Here is a 24,158-nt window from a genome sequence, read left to right as displayed (position 1 = left end):
CAAAGGCGGTAAACCGTGCCGCACAAAGGTCCAGCCGGGCTCGTAGCAGCGGTACGCCAGGGTCGCCTCGTCGTTAATTGGTAAGTTCACGCTCACTGCTTCGTTCCGCTTGCGTATCGATCCGTTCACGGACGGGTCAGTGCGGCTCCGGTAGGAAGACTAAGCCTTTGGTTTTCCGGTGCTTGTTGCGCATCCGGAACCTCTTGGGGCGGCCTTTCGTTGGGGCGGCGCTGACGTTGATCGGTACTGGCCTGTGTTGAGGGCCTGACCTTCCGCCCCGGTGGAAGGGGCCGATCGAGGTTACCGGAACACCACGGGAGAAAAGATATGAAGAAGACCTTGATCGCTTTGGCGGCCGCCAGCTCGCTGTCGCTCGGTGCCTGCTCGACCACCAGCAACAACGACACCCTTGCCGACGCCGCAACTGGCGCAGCCGTGGGTGCCGTCGGTGGTGCCGCTGTCGGCGCCGTCGTCCCGGGTGTCAGCCCGATCACCGGTGCGGCCGTTGGCGCTGCCATCGGAGGCCTGACCGGCGCAGTATGGGCCGACAACAACAATGACGGCTATGCCGACGGCTATGTCCAGAACGGCCAGTATTACCAGGGTCAGCCGAGCGGCTATGACTCGACCCTCGGCCGCGTTGCCACGGGTGCCGGCATCGGCGCCGTTGCCGGTGTCGCTGCCGGCGCGCTGATCCCGGGCGTCAGCCTGCTTGAAGGCGCTGTCGCCGGTGCAGTGGTCGGCGGTCTCGCCGGTGCCATCTGGGCCGACAACGATCGTGACGGCCGGGTCGACGGCTACGTCCAGAACGGGCAATATTATCCGGGTGCCCCGGCGCAGTCCAACACCGGGACCTACAACACGCCCGCCCCCGCCCCCGCCCCCAGCCGGAGCGGTGAGCGCGGCTAAGGAGAACAGATGAGCCTTTCGCGTATTAAGATCGGCTTGTGTGCCGGGCGCCTCGTGCGCCCGGCACTTGTTTGTGCGGGGCTGCTCGTCGCCCCCGTGCTGGCCGCCTCGCCCGCGGCCGCCCAGGTGACGGCGGCAAGTCCGTCCACCGGATCCCTCTTCTTTCGTCCCGGCACCCGGGGGGCGGCCTATGAGCTGCTCCGGCTGACCGAGACCGCCCGGGCCGACGGGCTCGACCCGAAGCGCTATCGCAGCCGCGACCTGGCCCGCCTGGCCCGCGCCGCCGAGGGCGGCAATCCGCAGGCGATCGCCCGTGCCGACCGCGCGCTGGGCGAATTGTTCGTGCGCTACGCCCAGGACCTGCGCCGGGCGCCGAGCGTCGGTATCGTCTATGTCGACGGCGAGCTTCGCCCGCAGGCGCCGAGCGGCGCCGCGCTGCTCGCCGCTGCCGCCGCCGCGCCCGATGTTGCCGCCTACATGCGCAACATGGGCTGGATGCATCCCTATTACGCCCAGCTTCGCCGCCAGCTGACCGATGCCCGGCTCGACCCGGCGACGGCATCGCTGGTGAGCAAGAACATGGCCCGTGTCCGCAGCCTTCCGGCCGGCGGGCGCTACGTGATGGTCAATGTCGCGGCGCAGCGCCTGTTCATGATCGAGAACAACCAGACCGTCGACATGATGCGGGTGGTGGTCGGCAAGCCGGTCTATCCGACCCCGATGATGGCGGCCTATATCCGCTACACCTCGCTGCGGCCGTACTGGAACGTGCCTGGTGACCTGGCGGCGGAGCGTATCGTTCCCAACGTCATCAAGGGCGGGACGCCCTACCTCAGGGCCAAGGGCTATCAGGTGCTGTCCGACTGGTCCGACAAGGCCAAGGTGATCAGCCCCGCCAGCGTCGACTGGCAGGCGGTCGCGGCGGGCAGGAAGGAAGTGCGGCTGCGCCAGCTTCCCGGGCCCGCCAACAGCATGGGCGACATGAAATTCATGTTCCCCAACGCGCAGGGGATCTACCTCCACGACACCCCGCAGGACGAGCTGTTCGGCGAAGCCGCGCGGTTGTTCTCGGGCGGCTGCGTCCGGCTGGAAGCGGCGCACCGGCTGGCGGCCTGGCTGTACGGCAAGCCGCTCAAGGCCAAGGGCGCCGCACCCGAGCAGAAGGTGCCGCTGGCCAAGCCGGTGCCGGTCTACCTGACCTACCTCACCGCCGTCCCCAGCGGATCCGAGCTCGCGATCTACGAAGACATCTACAAGAAAGACGCCGTGGTCGCCCGCCCGCGGATGGCGGCACGCTGATCGCCTAGTCGCGGTTCCAGGTCGCGACGTAGCGCAGCGCGACCGGGATCGGCGTTCCGGCGCGGTCGCGGGCCGGCTCCCAGCGGGTTCGGCCGAGCAGGCGGCATAGCTCCGTATCGAGCGCGGGATTGCCTGAGGAGGTGAACGGCAGGCAGCGGGTCAGCTCGCCCCCCGCGCTGACCTCGATCGCCAGCACCGCCGAGCCGCGCGGCGCGCCGAAGCCGCGGATCCGGCGATAGTCCCCGCGCGACAGATTGCCCGACAGCAGCCGCGCCTCGCTCCCGATCCCGCCGGCACCCGCCCCGCCGCTCCCTCCGCCACCCGTGCCGTCCCCGCCCGAGCCGGACCCCGCGCCCGGGCCCGCGACCCGGCCCGCCCCGGCGCTCGGCGCGGTTCCCGTCACCGCGGCAGTCTCGTCGGCCGTGCGCAAGGTGGGCGGGGTGGGGAGCCTGACCTCGGGCGGCGGCTGGACCACCGGTGCGGGCCGGGCGGCGAGATCCGTGGCGCCTTCGTCCCGCGCTTCGGCCGGCGCCTTTTCTTGAGGAGGCGGCGGTTCGGGCGCGGGCGGCGGGGGAGGCGGCACGTCGAAGGTGGTCAGCGCCGCCTGCGCGCGGCGCAGCGGTTCGCCGGCGAGGCCATGCAGCAGCGCTGCTCCGAGCCCAAGGTGGAGCAGGACCACCAGCCCGATGGCCTTCTTGCGATCGCTTTGCTGCGGCTGCCACGGCATGGACGGGAAACGCAGGGGAGCAAAAGCCGCTCCCTAGCGCTCCGCGTCGGCGAGGAAGCCCGCCAGCACGCGGTTGAAGATCGCCGGCTGCTCGAGATTGGGGAGGTGGCCCGCGCCGGTGATCTCGATCAGCCCGGCATGCGGGATCAGCGATTTCAGCTCTTCCGACAGCGCCGGGGGCGTGATGCGATCCTCGCTGCCGTAGAGGATCAGCGTCGGGCACGACACGCCCGCCGCCTCGCCCCGCTGGTCGGCCAGCCACACCGCCTCGGCCGCGCGGGCATAAGCGGCGGGATCGATCCGCGACATGGTGTCGACCACTTCGCGCCGGACGGCGGGGTCGGGCGGCTGGGCAAGCAGGGCGTCGGCCCGGCTGTCGGCCAGCCGGGCCATGCCGAGTTGCTCGGCGCCCGCCAGCGAGCGCCCGAGGATCGCCGGACCCTCGGGATGGCCGGCGAAGCTGTCGGCGAGCACCAGGCTGGCCAGGCGGTCGGGCGCTTGTCCCGCCATCGCCAGCGCGATCACGCCGCCGAGGCTGAGGCCGCAGACATGCGCCTGCTCCTGGCCGAGCGCGTCGAGTACCGCCAGGGCCGAGGCGGCGAAGTCCTGGCGTCCTTCGAACTCGCGGTGCCCGGCATCGCTGTGGCCGTAGCCCGGCATGTCGATCGCAATCGCCAGCCGTTCTTCGCCGAAGGGGTCCAATTGGCGATCCCATGCGCTGCGGTCGGAGCCGACGCCGTGCAGGAACAGCAAGGGCACGCCCCCGCTTCCGCGCGTCGAACAGCCGACCCGGCCCCAGCTTGTTTCGATATGTTGCATGTCCCTCATCGCGCACCCGACTTGGCAGCATCACGCCGCCGCGGCTAGAGGCACGCCCATGGCGCGGATGCGGGTCAACGGTCAGGCTTTGGAGTTCGCGCTCGATCCCGCGACCCCCCTGCTGTGGGCGCTGCGCGATGCGGCCAATCTTACCGGCACCAAGCAGGGCTGCGGCGGGACCGGCCAGTGCGGAGCTTGCACGGTGATCATCGACGGGGGCGCGGCGCTGAGTTGCGCGGTGACGATCGGATCGCTGGAAGGGGCCGACGTCACCACGGTCGAGGGGCTGACCAGCCACCCGTTCACCCTGGCGCTCGTCGCCGAGGATGCGATCGGGTGCGGCTATTGCCTGCCGGGCTTTACTTGTGCGGTGGCGGCGTTGCTCCAGCAGAGCCCGCGGCCGGCCGCCGAGCAGGTCGATGCGCTTCCCAATCGCTGCGCCTGCGGGATGCAGCCGCGGCTGCGGCGGGCGATCGAACGGGTCGCGGGAGCGAGTGCGCCCGACCTATCGGCGAACCAGCCTGCCGCTCCACAGCCACCGGGAATCGTTTCGCCTCCGCGTTAATCTGCCGCTCAGCCGCTTAGGATGAAGATCGTTTCACTGAAGTGAAAGGTCTCGCTGATGCGTTTGTCCCTGCTGTCCTCGCTATTACTCACCGCCGCGATCGCGTCGGGCGCCGCCGCCCAGCCCGCCAGCGAGGAGCCGCTCGAGCAGGCCGCGGCGCCACGCCCGCCCGAGCCCGAGCCGCGCGCCGAACGACAGAGCCGCGATGCAGACGCTTCGCCGCGGCCTGCGCGGTCGGAGTGGAGCGAGCGCCGCGAACAGCCGCGTGAAGTCGAGGTGATGCCCCAGGCGCCCCCGCCCCCGCGCGAGGAACGCGCCGAGCGGTTCGAACCTCGTCAGGCCTCGCCCGATCCCGTTGCCGCGACGGCCGTCGCCAGGCCGCGCCGAGAGGATCGCGGCAGGCCGAGCGAAGATGTCGCCGGCTTCGAGCGCCGCGCCAATGGGGCAGGGGGCGCAGGTTGGCGGGGCGGGAACGACGAAGGTCGAAGCCGGATCCGCGACGTGCCGCCCAGCGCCGGCTCCCCGGTGTATGGCAATGCGATTCCCTCGCCGGTAACGGTGACCCGGCCGTCGCGAGAGGTGTCGCCCGGAAGCGTGACCGCGGGCAATCTCCGCGACCGGGTCGCGGCCGACGGGCTGCGCCGCGACCGCGCCGGGCGTGACAGCTGGCGGCGCGACTGGCGGCAGGACCGGCGCTACGACTGGCGCCGCCACCGTGACCGTGACCGCTCGCGCTTCCACCTCAGCGTCTACATCGATCCGTTCGGCTGGCGCTATCGCGACTATGACATCGGCTGGCAGCTTCCAGCGCGTTATTATGCGAGCCGCTACTGGATCCTCGATCCCTATTCCTATCGCCTGCCGCCGGTCAGCGGACCCTATCGTTGGATCCGCTATCATGACGACGTGCTGCTGGTGGACCTGCGCACTGGGCGGGTACTCGACCGGATCCGCGACTTCTTCTGGTAGACTGGCCCCGGCGGCCGGTCGACGCGTTGTTGCAAGGGAGGGCGCGGCGGTTCTCGTCGCGCCCTCATCCATTGCACGCCTTGCGAGTATAGAACCTTTCATGACCCATCGCTCTCTGCTGCTTGGCGCAAGCCTGCTCGCGCTTGGTGCCTGCGCCACCACCGACCGCCCCGCGCTTGCCGACGCCCCTTCCGCGATCGTGGCCGTCAAGCCCGCGGCGACGGCGCAGTCGGAGCACGACCGGCTGTTCGCGATCTTCAGGGACAGCGACGAGGCGAGCCTGCGTCGCAACCCGCTGAGCGCGCTGCTGCGCGGCGACATGCGCTATGCCGATCGGCTGGGCGACAATATCAGCGATGCCTACTTCGCGGCCGAGAAGAGCGCTGCCGAGCGTGATCTGGCCGCCCTCGCCACGGTCGACCGGGCGCGGCTGACCCCGACCGACGCGATCGCCTATGACGTGTTCAAGTTCACCACCGAGGACACGCTGCGCGGCTATGGCGAGGATCTGCTGCGCATGACGCGGGTGCGGCCGATGAACCATTTCTTCGGCACCCACACCTTCTACCCGACCTTCGCCAGCGGGCAGGGGGCGGCGCCGTTCCAGACGCTGGTCGACTACGAAAACAACCTCAAGCGTCACAAGGATTACGTCCGCTACCTCGACGCGACGATCGCGCGGTGGCGGGAGGGGATGGGGAGTGGGGTGGTCGATACCAAGTTGACCGTCCGCAACATGATCGAGCAGCTCGACGGCCAGCTGAAGCAGTCCCCGGCCGAGAACAATTATCTGGGGCCGGTGCGCAAGTTCCCGGATTCGATCCCCGCCGCCGAGCGCACCCGCCTGACCGCGGCCTATCGCGCGGCCTATGACGGGGAGATCAGGCCCGCGCTGACCCGCGTCCGCGATTTCCTCCGCAACGAGTATCTGCCGGCCGCGCGCGACGGAGTCGGGCTGTTGAGCATGAAGGGTGGGCCGGAGCTCTACCGCCATCTCGTCCGCTCCTCCACAACGCTCGACATCGCCCCCGAGGAAATCCACCAGCTCGGCCTAAGCGAAGTCGCGCGAATTCGCGGCGAGATGGACAAGGTCCGGCGCGAGGTCGGCTTCAAGCGCGACCTTCCCGCCTTCTTCGAGTATTTGCGCACCGATCCCAAATTCCAGCCCAGGAGCCGGCAGGCGCTGACCGACGCTTATTATGCGGTCGGCAAGCAGGTCGACGCCGAGCTTCCGCGCTTCTTTTCCACCATGCCCAAGGCGCGGCTGGAGATCCGGCCCTACGAACCCTTCCGCGAGAAATTCGAGGCCGGCGGATCGTATGAGAGCGGGACGCCCGACGGTTCACGCCCCGGCGTCTTCTACTTCAATGCCTACGACCTGCCGAGCCGGACCACGCCGGGAATCAACACCCTGTACCTGCACGAAGGGTCGCCCGGGCATCACTTCCAGATCAGCCTGGCGCAGGAGAATGAAGCGCTGCCCTCGTTCATGCGGTTCGGCGGAAATACCGCCTATGCCGAGGGCTGGGCGCTCTATGCAGAGACGCTCGGCTACGACATGGGGCTGTTCAAGGACCCCTATCAGCGCTTCGGGACGCTGTCGGACGAGATGCTGCGCGCGATGCGGCTGGTGGTCGACACCGGTCTCCACGCCAAGGGTTGGACCCGCGACCAGGCGATTGCCTACATGCTGGCCAACAGCAACATGGGCCGGACCGATGCGACAGCCGAGGTCGAGCGCTACATCGCCATTCCGGGGCAGGCGCTGGCCTACAAGCTTGGTTCGCTGACCATTCAGCGGCTTCGCGCCAAGGCGCAGGGCGAGCTTGGCGAGCGGTTCGACATCCGCGCCTTCCACGACCAGGTGCTGAACACCGGTGCGCTGCCGCTGGCGGTGCTGGAACAGAAGATCGATCGCTGGATCGTGGCGACCAAAGCGGGTTCGTAAGCCCTAGTCGGCGTGCGCGGTCCTGCCGCGCAGCCGCGCCGCAAGTTCCTTGACGCCAGGCTTCTGCCCCGACGCGAGCAGGCTGGCGCGGAACAGGCGCCCTAGCATCAACATCTGCAGCGCGACGAAGGCGGCGAGGAGCAGACCCGAGCCGATCACCTCCCACGTCTGAATTCCGGTGCCGAGCCGCGCCAGCACCGCGAAGGGAGTCCAGATCGGCACCCAGGTCATGATCGTCACCCCGATCCCTTTGCCGCCGTCGACGATGCCCTGGATCAGGATCGTGATCGGAAGCAGGATCGCGAGGATGATCGGCATCAGATAGCCCTGCGCGTCGTTCATCGAATCGCTGATCGCGCCTACCGCCAGGAAGAATACCGAGATGGCGAGGTAGCCGGCGATGAAGAAGTAGATCATCGCCGCGATCGTTATTGGGGAGTTGAGCGGGGCGAGGGCGGGGCGGATGAACTCGGCGATCGCGCCCTGCGTGGCGAAGGCGGCAAAGGCGCCGCACGCGATCCACACGCCGATCATGGTCAGGCCCACGGCCACGGTGCCGAGCAGCTTGCCGTACATCAACTGCTCGGGACTGATGGTCGCCAGCACGGTCTCGAGCAGCTTGTTCGAACGCTCCTCGATCGTGCCCTGGAGCATCCAGCTGCCCGACAGCATCAGCGCCATCATTAGCAGGTAGCAGCTGGCGAGCGGCAGGATCGAGCGGACCAGCAGGGCTTCGCGCACGCCGCTTCCCGGTGCAGGCTGCGCGATCAGCAGATTGGGGGTGACCGTAGCGGCGGCGGCGGCGACCTCGAGGGGCACGCCTTCCTGCGCCAGCAGCCCCTGGCGCAGCGAGCGGGTCAGCACGTCCTGGACGCTTCCCAGCAACTGGGCGTTCGGCCGCCCCGAGGAGGAAAAGCGCGCGGTGCCGGTGCGCGTGAAGTCGGCGGGAATGACGACGATGGCGTCGATCGGGTCGGCCCTGCTACCCTCTTCGGGTCGAAGCAGCGTTTCCATCCTTTGTTCAAGCGCTGGGCTCTGCAACCGGGCGAGATCGTCCGGGGGAGTGACGATCTCGAAGCGCGGGTCGGGTATCTCGAACTCGGCGGTTTCGGGCGGGATTGACGGCTTGAGCCTGCTCAGTGCGGCGGTGACGCCGCCCCTTGCCCCGAATAGTTCGACCTCGGCATCGCTGAAATAGCGGTCGTTGCGTGCCCACGGGGCGTCGGCCGGGGCTGCAAGCTTGTGCCGCTGCACGTAGCGCGCGAGGTCGTTCATCGCCCGGCGATCCTCGTCCAGCCGCAGGCGATCGGCGATCTGTTTGCCAGCCCCGATGCTGCTTTGATCGACGATCATCACCTTGTCGGCTTCATCCTGCCCCATGAACCGCTGGGTCAGCGGGGCGATGGCGAGCGCGACGGGGAGGATCAGCAACGTCAGCCAGAAGCTGCGCATCCGGGTGATCTGGCGATATTCGCGCAGCGCGACGAGGAGGACGTTGCTCATTTACCCGGTTCCTCGGTTCCGACCATGTGAAGGAAGACGTCGTGCAGGCTGGCGCGGCGTTCTTCGAACCGGCGCAGCGCGATCCCGCTCGCCGAGCAATGTTCGAGCAGGTCGCCGGGCGAGGCGCCGGGCCGGAGCGTGATCGCCCAGTCGCGCCAGCCCGCTTCGCCGTCGCCCAGCGGCTGGCAGTCGGCGACCCCGGCCAAGCCGGCAAGCGACTGGCGCGAGGTGACGGTGAGCCGCGCGGGAAGCAGCGCGCGGGCCTCGTCGAGATTGCCTTCGAACTTCTTGCGGCCGCGGGCGAGCAGCAGCAGCCGGTCGCACAGGCGCTCGGCATGCTGCATGACGTGGGTCGAGAAGACCACGGTCGCGCCCTTATTCGACGCGCGGCGGATCTCGTCCTCCAGCAGGCCCTGATTGACGGGGTCGAGGCCGGAGAAAGGCTCGTCGAGGATCAGCAGCTTGGGACTGTTCACCACCGCGGTGGCGAGCTGGACCTTCTGCGCCATGCCCTTGGACAATTTGTCGACGGTTGACTTGACGTTGGCGGACAGGCCGAAGCGGTCGAGCAGCGCGAGGCCCTCGCTCCGGGCGTCGCCGACGGTCATGCCCTTGAGGCGCCCGAAATAGACGATGGTGTCGATAGCCGACATGGTCCGGTAGAGTCCGCGCTCCTCGGGCAGGAAGCCGAGGAAGGGGGCGTTCTCGCGGCCCGGCGGGCGGCCCAGCACCGAGATGCTGCCGGCGGTCGGGCGGATGATGTCGAGCACCATCCGCAGCGAGGTGGTCTTGCCCGCGCCATTGCCGCCGAGGAAGCCGAACACCTCGCCGCTGCGGACCGCGAAACTGAGGTCGTCGACCGCGGTGAAATCGCCGTATTTCTTGGTGACCTGGTCAAGGACCAGCGCCTGATCAGCCTGCACTACACGCACCCCCTGCGAAGCCCCGTGTGGAGCCGAGCGGCGGCAGGCGGTCAAGCCGCTATTGGACGGCGGTTCGACGAACGGTTGCGTGACGAGCGGTTGGGTGATTGGCGGCGGCGTTTCAGGCTGCCAGTGCCTCGGCGATCAGGCGGCGGCTGTTGTCGATCCCGTAGAGCGCGATGAAGCTGCCGAGGCGCGGGCCCTGGCTGGAGCCGAGCAGCGTCTCGTACGCCGCCTGGAACCACTCGCGCAGTCGCTCCTTGCCGTAATGGCGCTTGCCGATCTCGAACACCGCATTCTGGATGTCGTCGGCCGGGGTGTCGGGCGCGAGGTCGCCGAGCATGGCGTCGAGGTCGCGCAGGGCGGCGGTCTCGGTCTCGTTCGGAGGGCGTCGGGTCAGCCCCGGCACGACGAAATCGCCGGCATAGGTGACCGCCAGGCCGATCAGCTCGTCGAGCTCCGGGTCGTTCTCCGGCGCAGTGCCCGGGGCATAGCGCTGGACGAACCGCCAGGCGGTGTCCTTGTCGGCGACGCCGGGCAGGCTAGCGAGATTGAGCAGCAGGCCGAAGCTGAGCGGAAGCTCGCCCGGCTCCGGCACCGCGCCACCGTGGATATGGTGCACCGGGTTGCCGAGGCGCTGCTCGACCGGCTGCTCGGACCAGCGGCCGCGGAACTGCCAATAATCGTCGATCGCGCGCGGGATCAGGCCGAGGTGGAGGTTCTTGGCCTTCCTGGGCTCACGGAACAGGTAGAATTCGAGGCTCCGCTCGCCGCCATACTTGAGCCAGTCGTCGATCGTCAGGCCATTGCCCTTCGACTTGGAGATCTTCTCGCCCTTTTCGTCGAGGAACATCTCGTAGTTGAAGCCCTCGGGCGGGCGGGCGCCGAGGATGCGGGCGATCTTTCCCGACTGGATCGTCGAATCGATCAGGTCCTTGCCCGCCATCTCGTAATCGACGCCGAGCGCGACCCAGCGCATCGCCCAGTCGACCTTCCACTGGAGCTTGGAGAGGCCTCCGAGCGCCGACTGAGTGACTTCGCTCCCGTCCTCGTCGGTGAAGGCGATGGTGCCCGCCTCCGCGTCGAGCACCCGCACCGGCACCTGCAGCACGCGGCCGGTGGTCGGCGAGACCGGAAGCACCGGCGAATAGGTCAGCCGCCGCTCCTCGCGCAGGGTCGGGAGCATGACCCCGAGGATGTCGTCGAAGTGGCGCAGCACCTGGCGCAGAGCGTCGTCGAACCGGCCCGAGGTGTAGGCGTCGGTCGCGCTGACGAATTCATAGTCGAAGCCGAAGCGATCGAGGAATTGCCGCAGCAGCGCGTTGTTGTGATGCGCGAAGCTGGGGTGGCAGCCGAACGGGTCGGCCACCTGCGTCAGCGGCTTGCCGAGCGCGGCCTGAAGCACCTCGCCGTTGGGCACATTGTCCGGCACCTTGCGCAGGCCGTCCATGTCGTCGCTGAACGCGACCAGCCGGGTCGGGATCGTGCCGCCGGTCAGCGTCTCGAACGCGCGGCGGACCCAGGTCGTGCGCAGGACCTCGGTGAAGGTGCCGATGTGCGGCAATCCGGATGGGCCGTAGCCGGTCTCGAACACGATCGCTTCGCCGTTGGGCTTGCCGTCCGGATAGCGGGCGAGCAGCTTGCGCGCTTCCTCATACACCCAGGTCTTGCTGGCCAGTGCGGCCTGGCGGAGCGCGTCGTCGGTCATGCGGCAGCGAATGCGTTGTTGCAGGTGCGAAGGCAAGGGGTGGCAGATCCCCTTCCAGCGGTTGTTAACCGCCGCCCTCTACCCTTGCGGTCAGTGCACTACTGGTAGGATCGAGATGGTGGGGCGCGGTCGTTCGGAGGAAAATCTGCTGCTGCCTTTTCCTCTCGCCGCTCTGGCCGGAGCCGTCGGCATCCAACTTGCCGCTGGTCGTTCGATCGAGCTGGCGGCTGTAGCTGCATTCTGGATCATGGGATTGCTCATCGGCTTCCTGCCATACATGGCGCTCGCCGTCCCAGCATGCCTCTTCTTCGAGCGCAACGGCCTCAGTCCGCCCTACAAGACAGGGGTTCTTACCGCGGGTGGGATGGCTATCGGGCACTTGCTCGGCTTTGGGTTCCTCTCTGGCGCCCTGCATTCCCTGTGGGTCTGGGCGCTGGTGATCGGCGGCTGTTCGGGCCTCCTTCTCGGCTTCTTGAGAAACTAAGCTGATTCGATCGCGACGCCACGAGCGATGACGCGCGGCCTTGTTGCCCTTTCGTTCTCCGGCCGCCACATAGGCGCTGGTGAGTACCCCTCTCTCCCTTCCTGCGCTCCATGCTTCCCACGCCGGTATCTGGCTGGTCGGGCCCGACGGGGCGCATGAGGCTGGGCGGGGGGCGGCGATCCGGGCGGTGTCGGACACGCCGCACATCCTGCTCAACGCGCCGCTGGCGGGGCAGCGGCTCGGCTATGCCGAGGTCAGCGGGCTCGACCTGCTGGAGCTGTTCGCGTTCGTGCATCCCGCGCGATTTGTGGTGCCGACGGTGCCGGGGCTGGCGGCGTTCGTGGGGCTGGAGGCGCCCGCCGACGAAGCGAGCGCCGCGGCGCTGCTGCCGGAGATCGCCGGCCGGCTGCTCGCCACGCTGGAGGAAGAGAGCTGGGCTGAGCGGGAGGGGGCGTGGAGCGTCAATGGGTCGCTGCACCGGCTCGGCTGGACCTGGGCGCCCCTGGTCGGCAAGCGGCTGCGACGGCCCGAGCGGGGCGAGCGGATGCTCTTCTCGCGGCTCGAAGCGTGGGAGGAAGCCGCCGAGCGCCCGCCGGCGCGGATCGTGCGGCTGGGCGATGGTGAGGCCGAAGCGCGGCTGGCGCAGCTGACCGGCGCCGGATCGGAAACCCGCGAGGGGCAGCGCGCCTTCGCTGCCGCCGCCGCCCACGCCTTTGCCCCGCGCGACCGGCGCGATGCGCCCAACCTGCTGCTGGCCGAGGCGGGGACGGGGATCGGCAAGACGCTCGGCTATCTCGCGCCGGCCTCGCTGTGGGCGGAAAAGGCGGCCGGGACGGTGTGGGTGTCGACCTATACCAAGGCGCTCCAGCGGCAGCTGGATGCGGAAGGGCGCCGCATCGTTCCCGACGAGGCCGAGCGCAAGAAGCGCATCGTGGTCCGCAAGGGGCGCGAGAATTATCTCTGCCTGCTCAACCTCGAGGACGCGCTGCAGGGCAGCTTCTCGGGCCGGGCGGCGGTGCTGGCGCAGCTGGTCGGGCGCTGGGCGGCGTACAGCAAGGACGGCGACATGGTCGGCGGCGACCTGCCCGGCTGGCTGCCGAGCCTGTTCCGCCGCGCCGGGGCCACCGCGTTGACCGATCGCCGCGGCGAGTGCGTCTACGCCGGCTGCCCGCACTATCGGAAATGCTTCATCGAAAAGGCCGAGCGGGCGAGCCGCGGCGCCGACCTGGTGATCGCCAACCATGCGCTGGTGATGATTTCGGCCGCTCGCGGCCGTCTTGGCGGGGGCCTCGAGCGGATCGTGTTCGACGAGGGCCACCACCTGTTCGACGCTGCCGATTCGACTTTCGCGGTGGCACTGACCGGGGCCGAGACGATCGAGCTTCGGCGCTGGATCGTCGGGCCCGAACGCAGCACGCGGGGACGGCGGCGCGGCTTGGCAGCGCGGCTGATGGACGTCTGCTCCTATGACGAAGAGGGCGCCCTGGCGCTCGATGCCGCAGTCCAGGCCGCCGGGCTGCTGCCGGGCGACGGCTGGCTCGGGCGGGTGGTCGAGGGCCTGCCGCTTGGCCCGCTTGAAGCCTTGTTCGCGGCGGTCCGGGGGACGGTGCTGGCACGGGCGCGGGCGGAGGATGCGGGCTACGGCCTGGAAACCGAACTGGCCGAGCCCGACGCGCCGCTGGTCGAGGCCGCCGCCGCCGCGCTGGTCGCGCTCGAATCGCTGCAGCGCCCGATGACCGCGCTTCGGCTGCGGCTGGAAGCGGTGCTCGAGGATGCGCCCGACTGGCTCGACGCGGCGGCGCGGGCGCGGGTCGAGGGCGCGATTGCCGGGCTCAATTGGCGCGGGCAGGCGGTCGGGGCCTGGGCCCAGTTGCTGGCCCGGATCGGGGGCAGCGCGGACCCCGACTTCGTCGACTGGATGAACGTCGACCGGGTCGAGGGGCGCGAACTCGACATTGGGCTCCAGCGCCGCTGGCTCGACCCGACCCGCCCGCTGGCCAAGGCGGTGATCGAGCCGGCGCATGGGGTGCTGGTCACCTCCGCTACCCTGCGCGGCGGCGAGGAGCATTGGGAGGTGGCCGACGCCCGCACCGGCGCCGCGCACCTGCCCGCCGCTCCGGCCCATTTCCATGCCGCCAGCCCGTTCGACTATGCCGCCGCGGCCGAGGTGCTGGTGGTGACCGACGTCAAGCAAGGCGATCTGGCGGCACTCGCCAATGCCTATGCCCGGCTGATCACCGCGGCGGGCGGGGGGACGCTGGGGCTGTTCACCGCCATCGCCCGGCTGAAGGCGGTGCAGGCGCGGATCGCCGACCGCCTAGCCCGCGAGCAGCTGCCGCTGCTGGCCCAGCACGTCGACCCGATCGACACCGGCACCTTGGTCGACATGTTTCGTGCCGACCCGCGCGCCAGTCTGCTCGGCACCGATGCGCTGCGGGACGGGGTCGACGTACCGGGCGAATCGCTGCGGCTGGTGGTCATGGAGCGGGTGCCCTGGCCGCGCCCGACCGTGCTGCACGCAGCGCGGCGGCTGGCGGGCGGCGGCTCGGCCTATGACGACCGGGTAGTCAAGGCGCGGCTGGCGCAGGCGTTCGGGCGGCTGGTGCGCCGGCAAGGCGACCGCGGCACTTTCGTGATGCTGTCGGCCGCCTGTCCCTCGCGGCTGCTGACCGCGTTTCCGCCGGGGGTGCGGGTTAGCCGGGTGACCTTGGAACAGGCAGTGGAGCGGGTCGCCAGCGCCGGCGGGCCGGAAAGCGGATCAATCCCCGCCGATGGCATCGACCAGTTCGGCGCGGATCCGCTTCAGCGCGCCGACTAGATCCTCATCCGGCGACGTCGGCTCGGGCAAGGGCGCCTTGTCCTGGAGCAATTGCTGGACGCCGCGCACGGTATAGCCCTGGTGCGACAGCAGCGAGTGGATGCGTCGCACCAGCTCAACATCCTCGGGCCGGTAGTAGCGGCGGTTGCCCGCGCGCTGCAGCGGCTTCAGCTGTGGAAAACGGCTCTCCCAGTAACGCAGGATATGTTGCGCGACTCCGAGTTCGGCGGACACTTCGCCGATGGTACGGAAGGCCGAGGGATCCTTGGCTCCGGACCCCTTGGTCCCGGACTGGGCCGGCACGAGCGTCAGTCGCGCGCGATGCGGTCGCGCATGGTCTGGCTGGCGCGGAAGGTCATCACCCGGCGCGGTGCGATCGGCACTTCGACCCCGGTCTTTGGATTGCGACCGACCCGCTGGCCCTTATCGCGCAGGATGAAGCTGCCGAAGCCGGAGATCTTGACGTTCTGGCCCTGCGCCAGAGCGGCACACATGTGGTGCAGCAGCCGTTCGACCATCGAGGCCGACTCGGCCCGGCTCAGCCCGAGCTTGCGATGCACCACGTCGCCAAGGTCGGCGCGCGTCAGCGTGCCACTGTGCAATTCGCTTCCTTGCCCGCCACGCGGGACGCCTGCATCGGCCATCCGTTTACTCCCGCCCTGTCGGCGCCCCTGAATTTGCGCGCCCCCATCAAGGTGCATAACCCAAGATCGATAGGTCGGCAAACAGACAATCGCCGCAAGTTGCCGATGGTTGTCCGAGGGTTAAACGGAAAGTAAGGCCGCGCCCCAGGTGAAACCGCCGCCCATCGCTTCGAGCACGATGAGGTCGCCGGGCTTGATCCGCCCGTCCTTGACCGCGACGTCGAGCGCCAGTGGGACCGAGGCGGCAGAGGTATTGGCGTGGCGATCGACGGTCACCACCACCTTGTCGGGCGACAGGCCGAGCTTTCGCGCGGTGGCGTCGAGGATCCGGGCATTGGCCTGGTGCGGGACGACCCAATCGACGTCCTCGGGGGTCTTGCCGGCTTCCGCCAGCACCTCGCCGAGCACCTGGGCGAGGTTCACGACCGCATGACGGAACACCTCGCGGCCCTTCATCCTGAGCTTGCCGACCGTTCCGGAGGTGGACGGCCCGCCATCGACGTACAGCATGTCGCCGAATTGGCCGTCGGCGTGGAGCTTGGTGGCGAGGATTCCGCGGCCGTCCGTATCCTCGGCGCGCAGGACCACGGCGCCGGCGCCATCGCCGAACAGCACGCAGGTGGTGCGGTCTTCCCAGTCGAGGATGCGGCTGAAGGTCTCGGCCCCGATCACCAGCGCGGTCTTGGCGTTGCCGCCGCGCAGCATCGAATCGGCGACCGTCAGGGCGTAGAGGAAGCCGGTGCAGACCGCGTGGACGTCGAACGCGATCGCGTCCTTGATCCCCAGCAGGTGCTGGACCTTGGTCGCCGAGCTGGGAAAGGTCTGGTCGGGGGTCGCGGTGGCGAGGATGATCAGGCCGATGTCGGCCGGCTCGAGCCCGGCATGTTCGAGCGCTTTGCGTGCCGCCTCGGTCGCCAGGCTGGCAGTGGTCTCACCCTCGCCGGCGATATAGCGGCTGCGGATCCCGGTGCGCTCGACGATCCACTCGTCGGAGGTATCGACCTGCGCGGCCAGTTCGTCATTGTCGACTCGCCGGGCCGGCAGCGCCGACCCAACCCCAAGGAATACGCTACGCAGGGTCACGTCAGCTGCTTGCTCCGGCAAAGGCATGGGCGCGGAATTCGTCGAGGTCGCTCACCACCTGGTTGACGATGTCCCCTCGGACCATCCGTGCGGCGACGGCGATGGCGTTGGCGACGCCCTTGTTGTTGGCGCCGCCGTGGCTCTTCACCACCAGCCCGTTGAGGCCAAGGAAGACCGCGCCGTTGTGGTTGTTGGGGTCGAGATGGACCTTGAGCATGTGCAGCGCCGGCTTGGACAGCGCGAATCCGGCTTTGGACCGCAGAGACGAGGTGAAGGCGCGGCGCAGCAGGTCGGTGACGAAGCGGGCGGTGCCCTCGGCGGTCTTAAGCGCGATGTTGCCCGAAAAACCGTCGGTGACGACCACGTCCACCTTGCCGCGCGACAATTGGTCGCCCTCGGTGAAGCCGTCGAAGGTCAAGTGAAGGTAGGTGGCCTCGCGCAGCAGGGCGGCGGCTTCCTTCAGCTCGCCGGTGCCCTTCAATTCCTCGGTGCCGATGTTGAGCAGCTTCACCCGCGGCTTCTTCAGCCCCAACACGGTGCGCGCATAGGCGGCGCCCATCACCGCGAACTGGACCAGGTTCTGGGCATCGCACTCGGTATTGGCGCCGAGGTCGAGCATCACGCAGTCGTGGCTGCCAAGCGTCGGGAGAAGCGCGGTCAGCGCAGGCCGGTCGATCCCGGGCATGGTGCGCAGCGCGAGCTTGGACATCGCCATCAGCGCGCCGGTATTGCCGCCCGACAGGGCCGCATCGGCGCTGCCGTCCTTCACCGCATTGATCGCCAGCCCCATCGAGGTGGTGCGGGCACGGCGCAGCGCCTGGCTGGGCTTTTCGTCGCCGGCGATGCTGTCGGGGGCATGGAGGATGGTGGCGCTGCCGGCGGGCAGCGACATGCGCTCTAAGCGGGAGGCAATGGCCGCCTCGTCGCCGACGAGAAGGAAGCGAAGCGAGCGGTCGGCGCGCAACGCACGCTCGACCCCGCCAAGCACCGCTTCGAGGCCGCCGTCACCACCCATCACGTCCACTGCGATCCGCGGAGCGCTGAGGCTCCGCGCACTGGCAGGTGTGGGGGTCACGTCAGCGACGCTCTTCAGGCCTCGGTCGAGACGATCTCGCGGCCGTTATAGTGGCCGCAGGCCTGGCAGAGGTTGTGCGGGAGCTTGAGCTCGCCGCAGTTGGGGCACTCCTGGAAGCTCGCCGGGGTCAGCGCGTGATGGCTGCGGCGCATGTTGCGCTTTGAGGGCGAGGTCTTTCTCTTGGGGACGGCCATTGCGGCACCTGTTCTAAGCTGTTGCGGTCAAAAAAGAAGGCGACGCCCCTCCACCGGCTCACCGGGGCGAACCCCGGGGCGGCGACAAGGATCGTCGCGAACGGGCGGCCTATAGCGGAACGGGGCGCGGAAGCAAGGGCAAGCGGCTCAGGCCAGCACCTTGTCTCCGACGAAGGGATTGCTCGCCCGCTCGCGCTCGAAACTGCTGGCCGGGCCGTGGCCGGGGATGAATACCGTCTCGTTGCCGAGCGGCCAGAGCTTGTTGCGGACCGAATCGAGCAGCGCCCGGTGGTCGGACAGCGGAAAGTCCGTGCGACCGATCGACCCGGCGAACAGTACGTCGCCGACCAGCGCCAGGGCCGACGGCTTGTGATGGAAGATGATGTGACCTGGGGTGTGGCCGGGGGTCTGGTAGACGTCGAGGACCAGCTCGCCGACGGTCACCTGCTCGCCGTCGGTCAGCCAGCGGCTGGGCTCGAATGGCGACGCGTCGATGCCATAGGCGGCGCCATCGTCGGCCAAGCGGGCGATCCAGAACAGGTCGTCGAGGTGCGGGCCCTCGATCGGCACGCCGAGCTCCGCCGCGAGCTGCCCGGCCTGGCCGCAATGGTCGATGTGGCCGTGGGTCAGGATGATCTTCTCGACGGTCACCCCGGCCTGGGCGATCGCCGCGCGGATCTTGGGCAGGTCGCCGCCGGGATCGCACAGCGCGGCCTTGTTGGTAGCGGTGCACCACAGCAGGGTGCAATTCTGCTGCAGCGGGGTGACCGGGATCACCATCGCCTTCAACGGCGGATTGTCTTCGACGCTCACTGGGAATCGATCCTTACTTCAGAAGAGTCTGCTGCCAGAATTGCAGGGTCGACCAGAACAGATAGTCCTGGTTCTCCTTCTTGCCGAAGCCATGTCCCTCGTTCTCGCCGACCATGTACCAGGTCGGCGAGGCGCCCGGCCGGGCGTTCAAGGCAGCGACGACCTGGTCGGCCTCCGACTTGGGCACGCGTGGGTCGTTGGCGCCCTGGACGACGAACATCGGTGCCTTGATCTCGCCGATCCGGCGCAGCGGGCTGATCTCCTCCAGCTTGGCGCGCTGGGCGGGGATACGCTCGTCGCCATATTCGACCCGGCGCAGGTCACGGCGATAGCTTTGCGTGTTCTGCAGGAAGGTGACGAAGTTGGAAATGGCGACATTGCACAGCGCACCCTTAAAGTCGGCGGCGTAGCGGATCGCGCTGGCGTAGCACATGTAGCCGCCGTAGCTGCCGCCGGTCACCGCCATGCGGGCTGCGTCGATCGCCGGGTCGGCCTTGAGCGCGGTCAGGAAGGCGCCAATGTCCTTGACCGAATCCTCGCGCTTGAACGGCCCGTTGTCCAGGCTGACGAAGCGCTTGCCGAAGCCGGTCGAGCCGCGGACATTGGGCAGGAAGACGGCGATGCCGAGTTCGTTGATGAGGTAATTGTCGCGGCCCATAAAGCCGGGGCGCTCCTGCCCTTCCGGACCGCCATGGATGTCGACCACCACCGGCCGCTTGCCCGGAAACTTGGCCGGGTCGGGGCGATAGAGGAAGCCGGACACGCGCTCACCGTCGAAGCTCCTGACCTCGACCAGCTGGGCCGATGGGTTGCGCGAGAAGTCGAGGCCGCCGGTCTCGCTCTGGGTCCAGCGGGTGAGCTTGCCGCTCTGTGGGTTGAGCGACCAGGCGTCGGCGGTGCCCTGCGCCGAATTGAAGGTGAAGCCGAGTTCGCCCCACGGCGACCATTCGAGCCCGCCGGCGACGCCGACCGGAAGCCCGGTGACCTGCTGCGACCTCCCGCTGACGGTGTCGAGCAGATAGAGGCGGGTGATCCCGGCTTCGTTGGTCATGTAGGCGATGGTGCGGCCATCGTCGGAGATGTCGAAATTGTCGATGTCCCACCGGCCGGCATTGGCCACAGGGGTGAAGCGACCGGTGGCGGTGTCCATCCGACCGAGGCGCTGGACGTCGCTATCCTCGTCCGACAGCACCCACAGCTGGCCGTTCGGGGCATATTCGGCGCCGCCGAAGGCGATGTCCTTCTTGTGGTCGCCCAGCGGGGTCAGCTGCCGGGTGGCGAGGTCGAGCAAATAGGGATCGGAGTTGGTGACTTGCTGGTAATTCAGCACCAGCGCCTTGGCATTGCCCGGCGCGAAGGCCGCGACGCCCCAGCCGCCGCCCTTGACCTCGGCGACCAGCCGATCGGTCTTGGGATCGCGTGGATCCATGACGTAGAGGTCGGTGTCCGCGCCGTTGCGGCGGGTCGAGCTGTAGGCCAGCAGCTTGCCGTCCTTGCTCCACGCCCCCAGCGAATTGCGGCTCTTGCCGTCGGTCAGCAGGGTCAGTCGGCCGCTGTCGAGGCGGTAGAGCTGGAAGAATTCTCCGCCGCCCACGTCCTTCTGAACGGCGAGAACGTCGCCCGACGGCGCCCAGCTGCCACCGACCGGCTCGGCCTCGAAAGTAATCTGCTGGCGGTCCATCAGCGGGCCTGCGACCCGGTGGAGCTGGGGGACATTGCCGAAGCGGGTCCGGATCAGCATCGAGCGATCCTTGCTGTTCCAGCCGGCGAAACTGACGCTACGCAGCTCCATGTAGGGACGGGTGCGGGCGGCGAGTTCAGCCGGAACCGGCGGCACCGCCTGAACGGTCAGGGCGGCAGGCTTGGGCGCACTGGTCTGGGCATGCGCGGAGGTGGCGAGCAGCGCGGCGAGCGCCAACGAGACGCGGGTCAGCATGGGGTCGGGCTCCTAATTGACGGGCTTGGGCGGGGTGAGCGTCGCCATCGAGGGGGGCATGTCTTTCATCTTCGCCGCAGTCGCCTCCGCCCCGCGCAGCGCGCGAAGCACGTTGCCGCCGGCCAGCTTGGCGAGGTTGGCGTCGCTCCAGCCGCGGCGGATCAGTTCGGCGAACAGGCGCGGATAGGCCTCGACGCCTTCGAGGCCGACCGGCGTGCGCGGGATGCCGTCGAGGTCGCCGCCGATCCCGACATGATCGTGGCCGGCGACCCGCGCGACATAGTCGATATGGTCGGCGACATCCTTGATCCCGACCACCGGGCGGGGGTTGGCGGCGACCCAGGCTTCCATCGCCTTGGTCACCGCGGCGGCATTGGCGCGGTTGTAGGTCTTCACCCGTGCTTCCTCGGCGGCCTGCTCGCCGTCCCATTTCCACTGAGCGGGGCTGAGGAAGCTCGGGACCCAGGTCACCATCACTACGCCGCCATTGGCCGGCATCAGCCGCAGCACGTCATCGGGGACGTTGCGCGGGTGCGGGTTCACGCCGCCTGCGCTGGAGTGGGAAAAGATCACGGGCGCCTGGCTGGCGGCGATCGCGTCGCGCATCGTCGCCGGAGCGACGTGGCTGAGGTCCACCAGCATCCCAAGCCGGTTCATCTCCTTCACCACTTCGACCCCGAACGGCGACAGGCCGTCATATTTGGGCTCGTCGGTACCCGCGTCGGCCCATTCGGTGGTCTGGTTGTGGGTCAGCGTCATGTAGCGCGCGCCAAGGTCGTAGAAGCGCCGCAGCGCCGCCATCGAGCCGCCGATCTGGCGCCCGCCCTCGATCCCCAGCATCGAGCCGACCCGGCCGGCCTTGTGGGCGGCCTCCATTTCGTCGGCGCTGCGGGCAAAGCGGAGAGTGTCGGGATAGGCGGCGATGATGCGGTGGGCGGTGTCGATCTGCTCCAGCGTGACTCGGATCGCCTCGTCGCCGAGCGTGGTGCCGTCGATATACACCGACCAGAACTGCCCGCCGACGCGGCCGGCCTTGAGCCGTGCCATGTCGGTCATCAGCGGCGGCTTCCAGCTGTCGGTGCCGCTCTGCAGCCCCTCGACCTTGCTTCCGAAGTCGCCGCGAAGCGCCCACGGAAGGTCGTTGTGACCGTCGATCAGCGGGGTTCGCTTGAGGATCCGGTCGATCCGCTGGCTGACCTTGGGGTCGATCACGGAGGTCGTGGGGGCGGTCTGGGCCATGGCGGACACCGGGAGGAGGCTCGCAGCGGCGAGCAGGAGGGGCATGAAGCGCATGAGCCCAGCTTTACGAACCGGCGCGGCGCTTGCAATGGCCTGAACCGTGGAAGCGCCATTTCTCTTGTTCGACGATGCCCGGGCGGGCGGCCCCGCTCGGCTGTACCGGCGCCTGGTCGGCGAGGTGCGCGCCGACCGGCTGGAGGAGGTGCTGCCCGCGCTCGACGCGCTGCAGGCGGCGGTTCGGGCCGGAAAACATGCTGCCGGCTTCCTCACTTACGAAGCAGGCTATGCGCTGGACCCGGCCTTGGCCGGGGCGCGGCAGGGCGACGGGCCCCTCCTGTGGTTCGGGCTGTTCGACGGGTTCGAGACGGTGGACGCGGAGGCTGTGTTGCCCGAACCCGCCAGTGGCTGGAACGGCGCACCAGAGCCGCAATGGAGCCGGGGCGAGTATGTTGCGGCGGTCGACACGGTCCACGAGCAGTTGCGCGCCGGCGACTATTACCAGGTCAATCTGACCTTTCCCAACAAGGTGCCCTTCTGCGGCGATCCGGCGGCGCTCTATGCCCGGATGCGACGGGCGTCGCGGATGGGCTGGGGGGCGCTGATCCGGCATCCGGGCGGCTGGCTGCTGAGCCTCAGCCCCGAGCAATTCTTCACCCTGCGCAACGGCGTGATCGAAGCCAGGCCGATGAAAGGCACAGCGGCCCCCGACGCCGCCGCTGAGGTGCTGACCGAAGACGCCAAGAACCGGGCCGAAAATCTGATGATCGTCGACCTCCTCCGCAACGACCTGGCGCGTGTGGCGGAGCCGGGCAGCGTAGCGGTGCCAGAACTATTCGCGATCGAGCGCTATCCGACCGTCACCCAGATGGTCAGCCGGGTGACCGCGCGGCTCCAATCCGGGCTCGACGCGGTCGACGTGCTGCGAACCATCTTCCCCTGCGGATCGGTGACGGGCGCGCCCAAGGTGGCGGCGATGAAGGCGCTGCGGGAGCTCGAGCCGCACCCGCGCGGTGCTTATTGCGGGTCGGCGGGATGGATCGAGCCGGGCGGCGATGCTGCATTCAACGTCATGATCCGGACACTCGAGGTTGCACAAAATGTGCATGAGGCGACTCTCGGGCTCGGTTCCGGGCTTGTCGTCGACTCGGATGCCGCCGATGAATGGGTCGAGTGCCAGTCCAAGGGAGCCTTCGTGACGCGTGACCGCCCGGCGATCGACCTGATCGAGACGATGCGCTTCGATCCCGGTGAAGGCGTCATCGAACTCGACCGTCATCTCGATCGGCTGGGGGCGTCGGCCGAGGCGCTGCAGTTCCGCTTCAACCGCCATGCCGCCCGCAACGAATTGCAGGCCGCGACCTTCGGCCGCCGTACGCCCGCCACCGCGCGCCTCCTGCTGTCGCCGACCGGGGTGATGGCGGTGGAGGTGCGGGCGATCCCGCGGGCCCGGACCGAGCCCGCCAGGGTCAAGATCGTGCCGCTGCCGGTCGCGACCGATGATTACCGGCTGAGGTTTAAGACCACCGACCGCGCCTTCTACGACGAGGCGCGAATCAACAGCGGTGCCGACGAGGTGATTTTCGCTGATCCCGACGGCCGGTTGACCGAGGGCAGCTTCACCTCGCTATTCGTGAAACGCGACGACGGGATGCTGGTCACCCCGCCGCTGGCCCGCGGGCTGATCCCGGGCATCCTGCGCGACAAACTGATTGCCGAGGGCAAGGCGGTCGAGGGCGATCTGCGCCGCGAGGACCTGGCGGGCGGGTTCCTGCTCGGCAACATGCTGCGCGGCCTGGTCGAGGCGCGCCTGGCCGACTAGGCGGCGAGCGGGAAGCTCAGCAGCCGGTCCTTGATCGGCACCAGCGCCGCGGCCGGCGTGCCGACCTTGCGCAGGATCTCCTTGTGCCCGGCATCGAGCCCGCCGGTCAGTGCGCCGAAGGCGGGCAGGATCAGCTTGGCGCCGCTCGCGACGAAGCAGCGGCGGCTGACCTTGCGGCCGCGCACATGAAGACGAAGCTTGGGATGATAATGGCCCGACAGCTCGGGGCGCGGATCGCGAATGTCGGCCTCGTGGCGGAGGATCAGGCCGTCGACCTCGACCTCCTCCATCAGGGTGCCGCCGCAATGGTCGGCGAAGCCGGGGTCGTGGTTGCCGAGGATCCAGGTCCAGTCGAGCCGGGCGGTCAGTGCCAGCAGCATCGCCCGGGCCGCTTCGGGCAGGCGGTCGCAGCCGAACTTGTCGTGGAAGCTGTCGCCGAGGCAGTAGAGCCGCTCGACCCCCGTGCGGTCGACCACCTCGGTCAGCGCGGCGAGCGTCGCCTGGCTGTCGTAGGGCGGCAGGAACTGGCCGAGCTTGGCATACCAGCTGGCCTTTTCGAGATGGAGGTCGGCGACCAGCAAAGCGCGCCGCTCCGGCCACCACAGCGCACCCTGGGGATCGGCGAGAAACGCACGTCCGGCGAACGAAAGGGGAACCATCCCGGGCCGCTTAGCCCGACTTCT

General features: G+C 68.8%; 22 protein-coding genes. 8 read left to right on the top strand and 14 right to left on the bottom strand.

All coding sequences use genetic code 11. The annotated features are described in order from the left end of the window. The first annotated feature begins 327 nt into the window (after positions 1-327). A complete protein-coding gene (locus tag M1K48_RS08720) occupies positions 328-909 on the top strand; it encodes a YMGG-like glycine zipper-containing protein (RefSeq protein WP_249454517.1) in 582 nt (193 codons plus the stop codon). 9 nt (positions 910-918) lie between these two features. Beyond that, positions 919-2,208: a L,D-transpeptidase family protein gene (locus M1K48_RS08715; protein ID WP_249454515.1), complete on the top strand. Its 1,290-nt coding sequence runs from the start codon at positions 919-921 to the stop codon at positions 2,206-2,208. 4 nt (positions 2,209-2,212) lie between these two features. Here the strand turns inward: M1K48_RS08715 and M1K48_RS08710 are convergent, their stop codons facing one another. Both M1K48_RS08710 and M1K48_RS08705 read right to left on the bottom strand, forming a co-directional pair. After that, entirely contained in the window at positions 2,213-2,935 is a 723-nt protein-coding gene (locus M1K48_RS08710; RefSeq protein WP_249454513.1) for an energy transducer TonB, read from the bottom strand. Between the two features lie 33 nt (positions 2,936-2,968). After that, a complete protein-coding gene (locus M1K48_RS08705; RefSeq protein ID WP_249454511.1) occupies positions 2,969-3,754 on the bottom strand; it encodes an alpha/beta fold hydrolase in 786 nt (261 codons plus the stop codon). Between M1K48_RS08705 and M1K48_RS08700 the strand changes: the two genes are divergently transcribed. The 3 genes from M1K48_RS08700 (at position 3,753) to M1K48_RS08690 (ending at position 7,236) form a co-directional block, all read left to right on the top strand. Then, entirely contained in the window at positions 3,753-4,319 is a 567-nt protein-coding gene (locus M1K48_RS08700) for a (2Fe-2S)-binding protein (protein WP_249454509.1), read from the top strand. The genes M1K48_RS08705 and M1K48_RS08700 overlap by 2 nt on opposite strands. A gap of 57 nt (positions 4,320-4,376) precedes the next feature. After that, entirely contained in the window at positions 4,377-5,288 is a 912-nt protein-coding gene (locus tag M1K48_RS08695) for an RcnB family protein (protein ID WP_249454507.1), read from the top strand. Between the two features lie 100 nt (positions 5,289-5,388). Further along, positions 5,389-7,236, top strand: a complete 1,848-nt coding sequence (locus tag M1K48_RS08690; protein ID WP_249454505.1) for a DUF885 domain-containing protein — start codon at positions 5,389-5,391, stop codon at positions 7,234-7,236. Positions 7,237-7,239: 3 nt separating this feature from the next. Here M1K48_RS08690 and M1K48_RS08685 read toward each other — a convergent pair whose 3' ends face one another. The 3 genes from M1K48_RS08685 to M1K48_RS08675 form a co-directional block, all read right to left on the bottom strand. Then, positions 7,240-8,739, bottom strand: a complete 1,500-nt coding sequence (locus tag M1K48_RS08685) for an ABC transporter permease (RefSeq protein WP_249454500.1) — start codon at positions 8,737-8,739, stop codon at positions 7,240-7,242. Further along, positions 8,736-9,662: an ABC transporter ATP-binding protein gene (locus M1K48_RS08680; RefSeq protein ID WP_249454497.1), complete on the bottom strand. Its 927-nt coding sequence runs from the start codon at positions 9,660-9,662 to the stop codon at positions 8,736-8,738. Before M1K48_RS08680 ends, M1K48_RS08685 begins: the two co-directional genes overlap by 4 nt. A 121-nt stretch (positions 9,663-9,783) precedes the next feature. Then, the gene (locus M1K48_RS08675) at positions 9,784-11,370 is read right to left on the bottom strand and encodes a lysine--tRNA ligase (protein WP_249454495.1); all 1,587 of its coding nucleotides are present in this window, start codon (positions 11,368-11,370) and stop codon (positions 9,784-9,786) included. A 115-nt stretch (positions 11,371-11,485) separates the two neighbouring features. On the opposite strand from M1K48_RS08675, the gene M1K48_RS08670 reads away from it, so the two are divergent. Further along, on the top strand, positions 11,486-11,854 hold the full coding sequence (locus M1K48_RS08670; protein ID WP_249454493.1) for a hypothetical protein: 369 nt from the start codon (positions 11,486-11,488) through the stop codon (positions 11,852-11,854). A 79-nt stretch (positions 11,855-11,933) separates the two neighbouring features. Further along, positions 11,934-14,672 (top strand): ATP-dependent DNA helicase, encoded by a 2,739-nt coding sequence (locus tag M1K48_RS08665; RefSeq protein ID WP_249454491.1) that lies wholly within the window; start codon positions 11,934-11,936, stop codon positions 14,670-14,672. Here the strand turns inward: M1K48_RS08665 and M1K48_RS08660 are convergent. The 8 genes from M1K48_RS08660 to M1K48_RS08625 all read right to left on the bottom strand — a co-directional run bounded on the left by M1K48_RS08660 (position 14,613) and on the right by M1K48_RS08625 (position 21,710). Continuing rightward, positions 14,613-14,975, bottom strand: coding sequence for a MerR family transcriptional regulator (locus tag M1K48_RS08660; RefSeq protein WP_249454489.1), 363 nt, complete (start codon positions 14,973-14,975; stop codon positions 14,613-14,615). The genes M1K48_RS08665 and M1K48_RS08660 overlap by 60 nt on opposite strands. 5 nt (positions 14,976-14,980) lie before the next feature. Further along, positions 14,981-15,316 carry an integration host factor subunit alpha gene (locus tag M1K48_RS08655; RefSeq protein WP_249454487.1) on the bottom strand — a complete coding sequence of 112 codons (336 nt, stop codon included), beginning with the start codon at positions 15,314-15,316 and terminating at the stop codon, positions 14,981-14,983. A gap of 120 nt (positions 15,317-15,436) precedes the next feature. Beyond that, positions 15,437-16,399, bottom strand: a complete 963-nt coding sequence (locus M1K48_RS08650; RefSeq protein ID WP_319941167.1) for a beta-ketoacyl-ACP synthase III — start codon at positions 16,397-16,399, stop codon at positions 15,437-15,439. A gap of 1 nt (position 16,400) precedes the next feature. Further along, positions 16,401-17,474, bottom strand: a complete 1,074-nt coding sequence (gene plsX / locus M1K48_RS08645) for a phosphate acyltransferase PlsX (protein WP_257794139.1) — start codon at positions 17,472-17,474, stop codon at positions 16,401-16,403. Between the two features lie 14 nt (positions 17,475-17,488). Further along, positions 17,489-17,668 (bottom strand): 50S ribosomal protein L32, encoded by a 180-nt coding sequence (gene rpmF / locus M1K48_RS08640; RefSeq protein ID WP_029941941.1) that lies wholly within the window; start codon positions 17,666-17,668, stop codon positions 17,489-17,491. Between the two features lie 147 nt (positions 17,669-17,815). Beyond that, complete coding sequence (locus tag M1K48_RS08635) at positions 17,816-18,448, bottom strand: MBL fold metallo-hydrolase (protein ID WP_249505218.1); 633 nt, start codon at positions 18,446-18,448, stop codon at positions 17,816-17,818. Between the two features lie 46 nt (positions 18,449-18,494). Further along, positions 18,495-20,417, bottom strand: coding sequence for a S9 family peptidase (locus tag M1K48_RS08630; RefSeq protein ID WP_249454485.1), 1,923 nt, complete (start codon positions 20,415-20,417; stop codon positions 18,495-18,497). A gap of 12 nt (positions 20,418-20,429) precedes the next feature. Next, a complete protein-coding gene (locus M1K48_RS08625; protein ID WP_249454481.1) occupies positions 20,430-21,710 on the bottom strand; it encodes a dipeptidase in 1,281 nt (426 codons plus the stop codon). Between the two features lie 46 nt (positions 21,711-21,756). On the opposite strand from M1K48_RS08625, the gene pabB reads away from it, so the two are divergent. After that, complete coding sequence (pabB, locus tag M1K48_RS08620) at positions 21,757-23,475, top strand: aminodeoxychorismate synthase component I (RefSeq protein WP_249454479.1); 1,719 nt, start codon at positions 21,757-21,759, stop codon at positions 23,473-23,475. Here the strand turns inward: pabB and pdeM are convergent. Further along, positions 23,472-24,134: a ligase-associated DNA damage response endonuclease PdeM gene (gene pdeM / locus M1K48_RS08615; RefSeq protein ID WP_249454477.1), complete on the bottom strand. Its 663-nt coding sequence runs from the start codon at positions 24,132-24,134 to the stop codon at positions 23,472-23,474. The two genes, pabB and pdeM, sit on opposite strands and share 4 nt — an antisense overlap. Positions 24,135-24,158: the final 24 nt, after the last annotated feature.

The sequence above is a fragment of the Sphingomonas glaciei genome, from assembly GCF_023380025.1.
Classification (GTDB): domain Bacteria; phylum Pseudomonadota; class Alphaproteobacteria; order Sphingomonadales; family Sphingomonadaceae; genus Sphingomicrobium; species Sphingomicrobium glaciei.
This window is presented reverse-complemented; position numbering and strand designations above follow the sequence as displayed.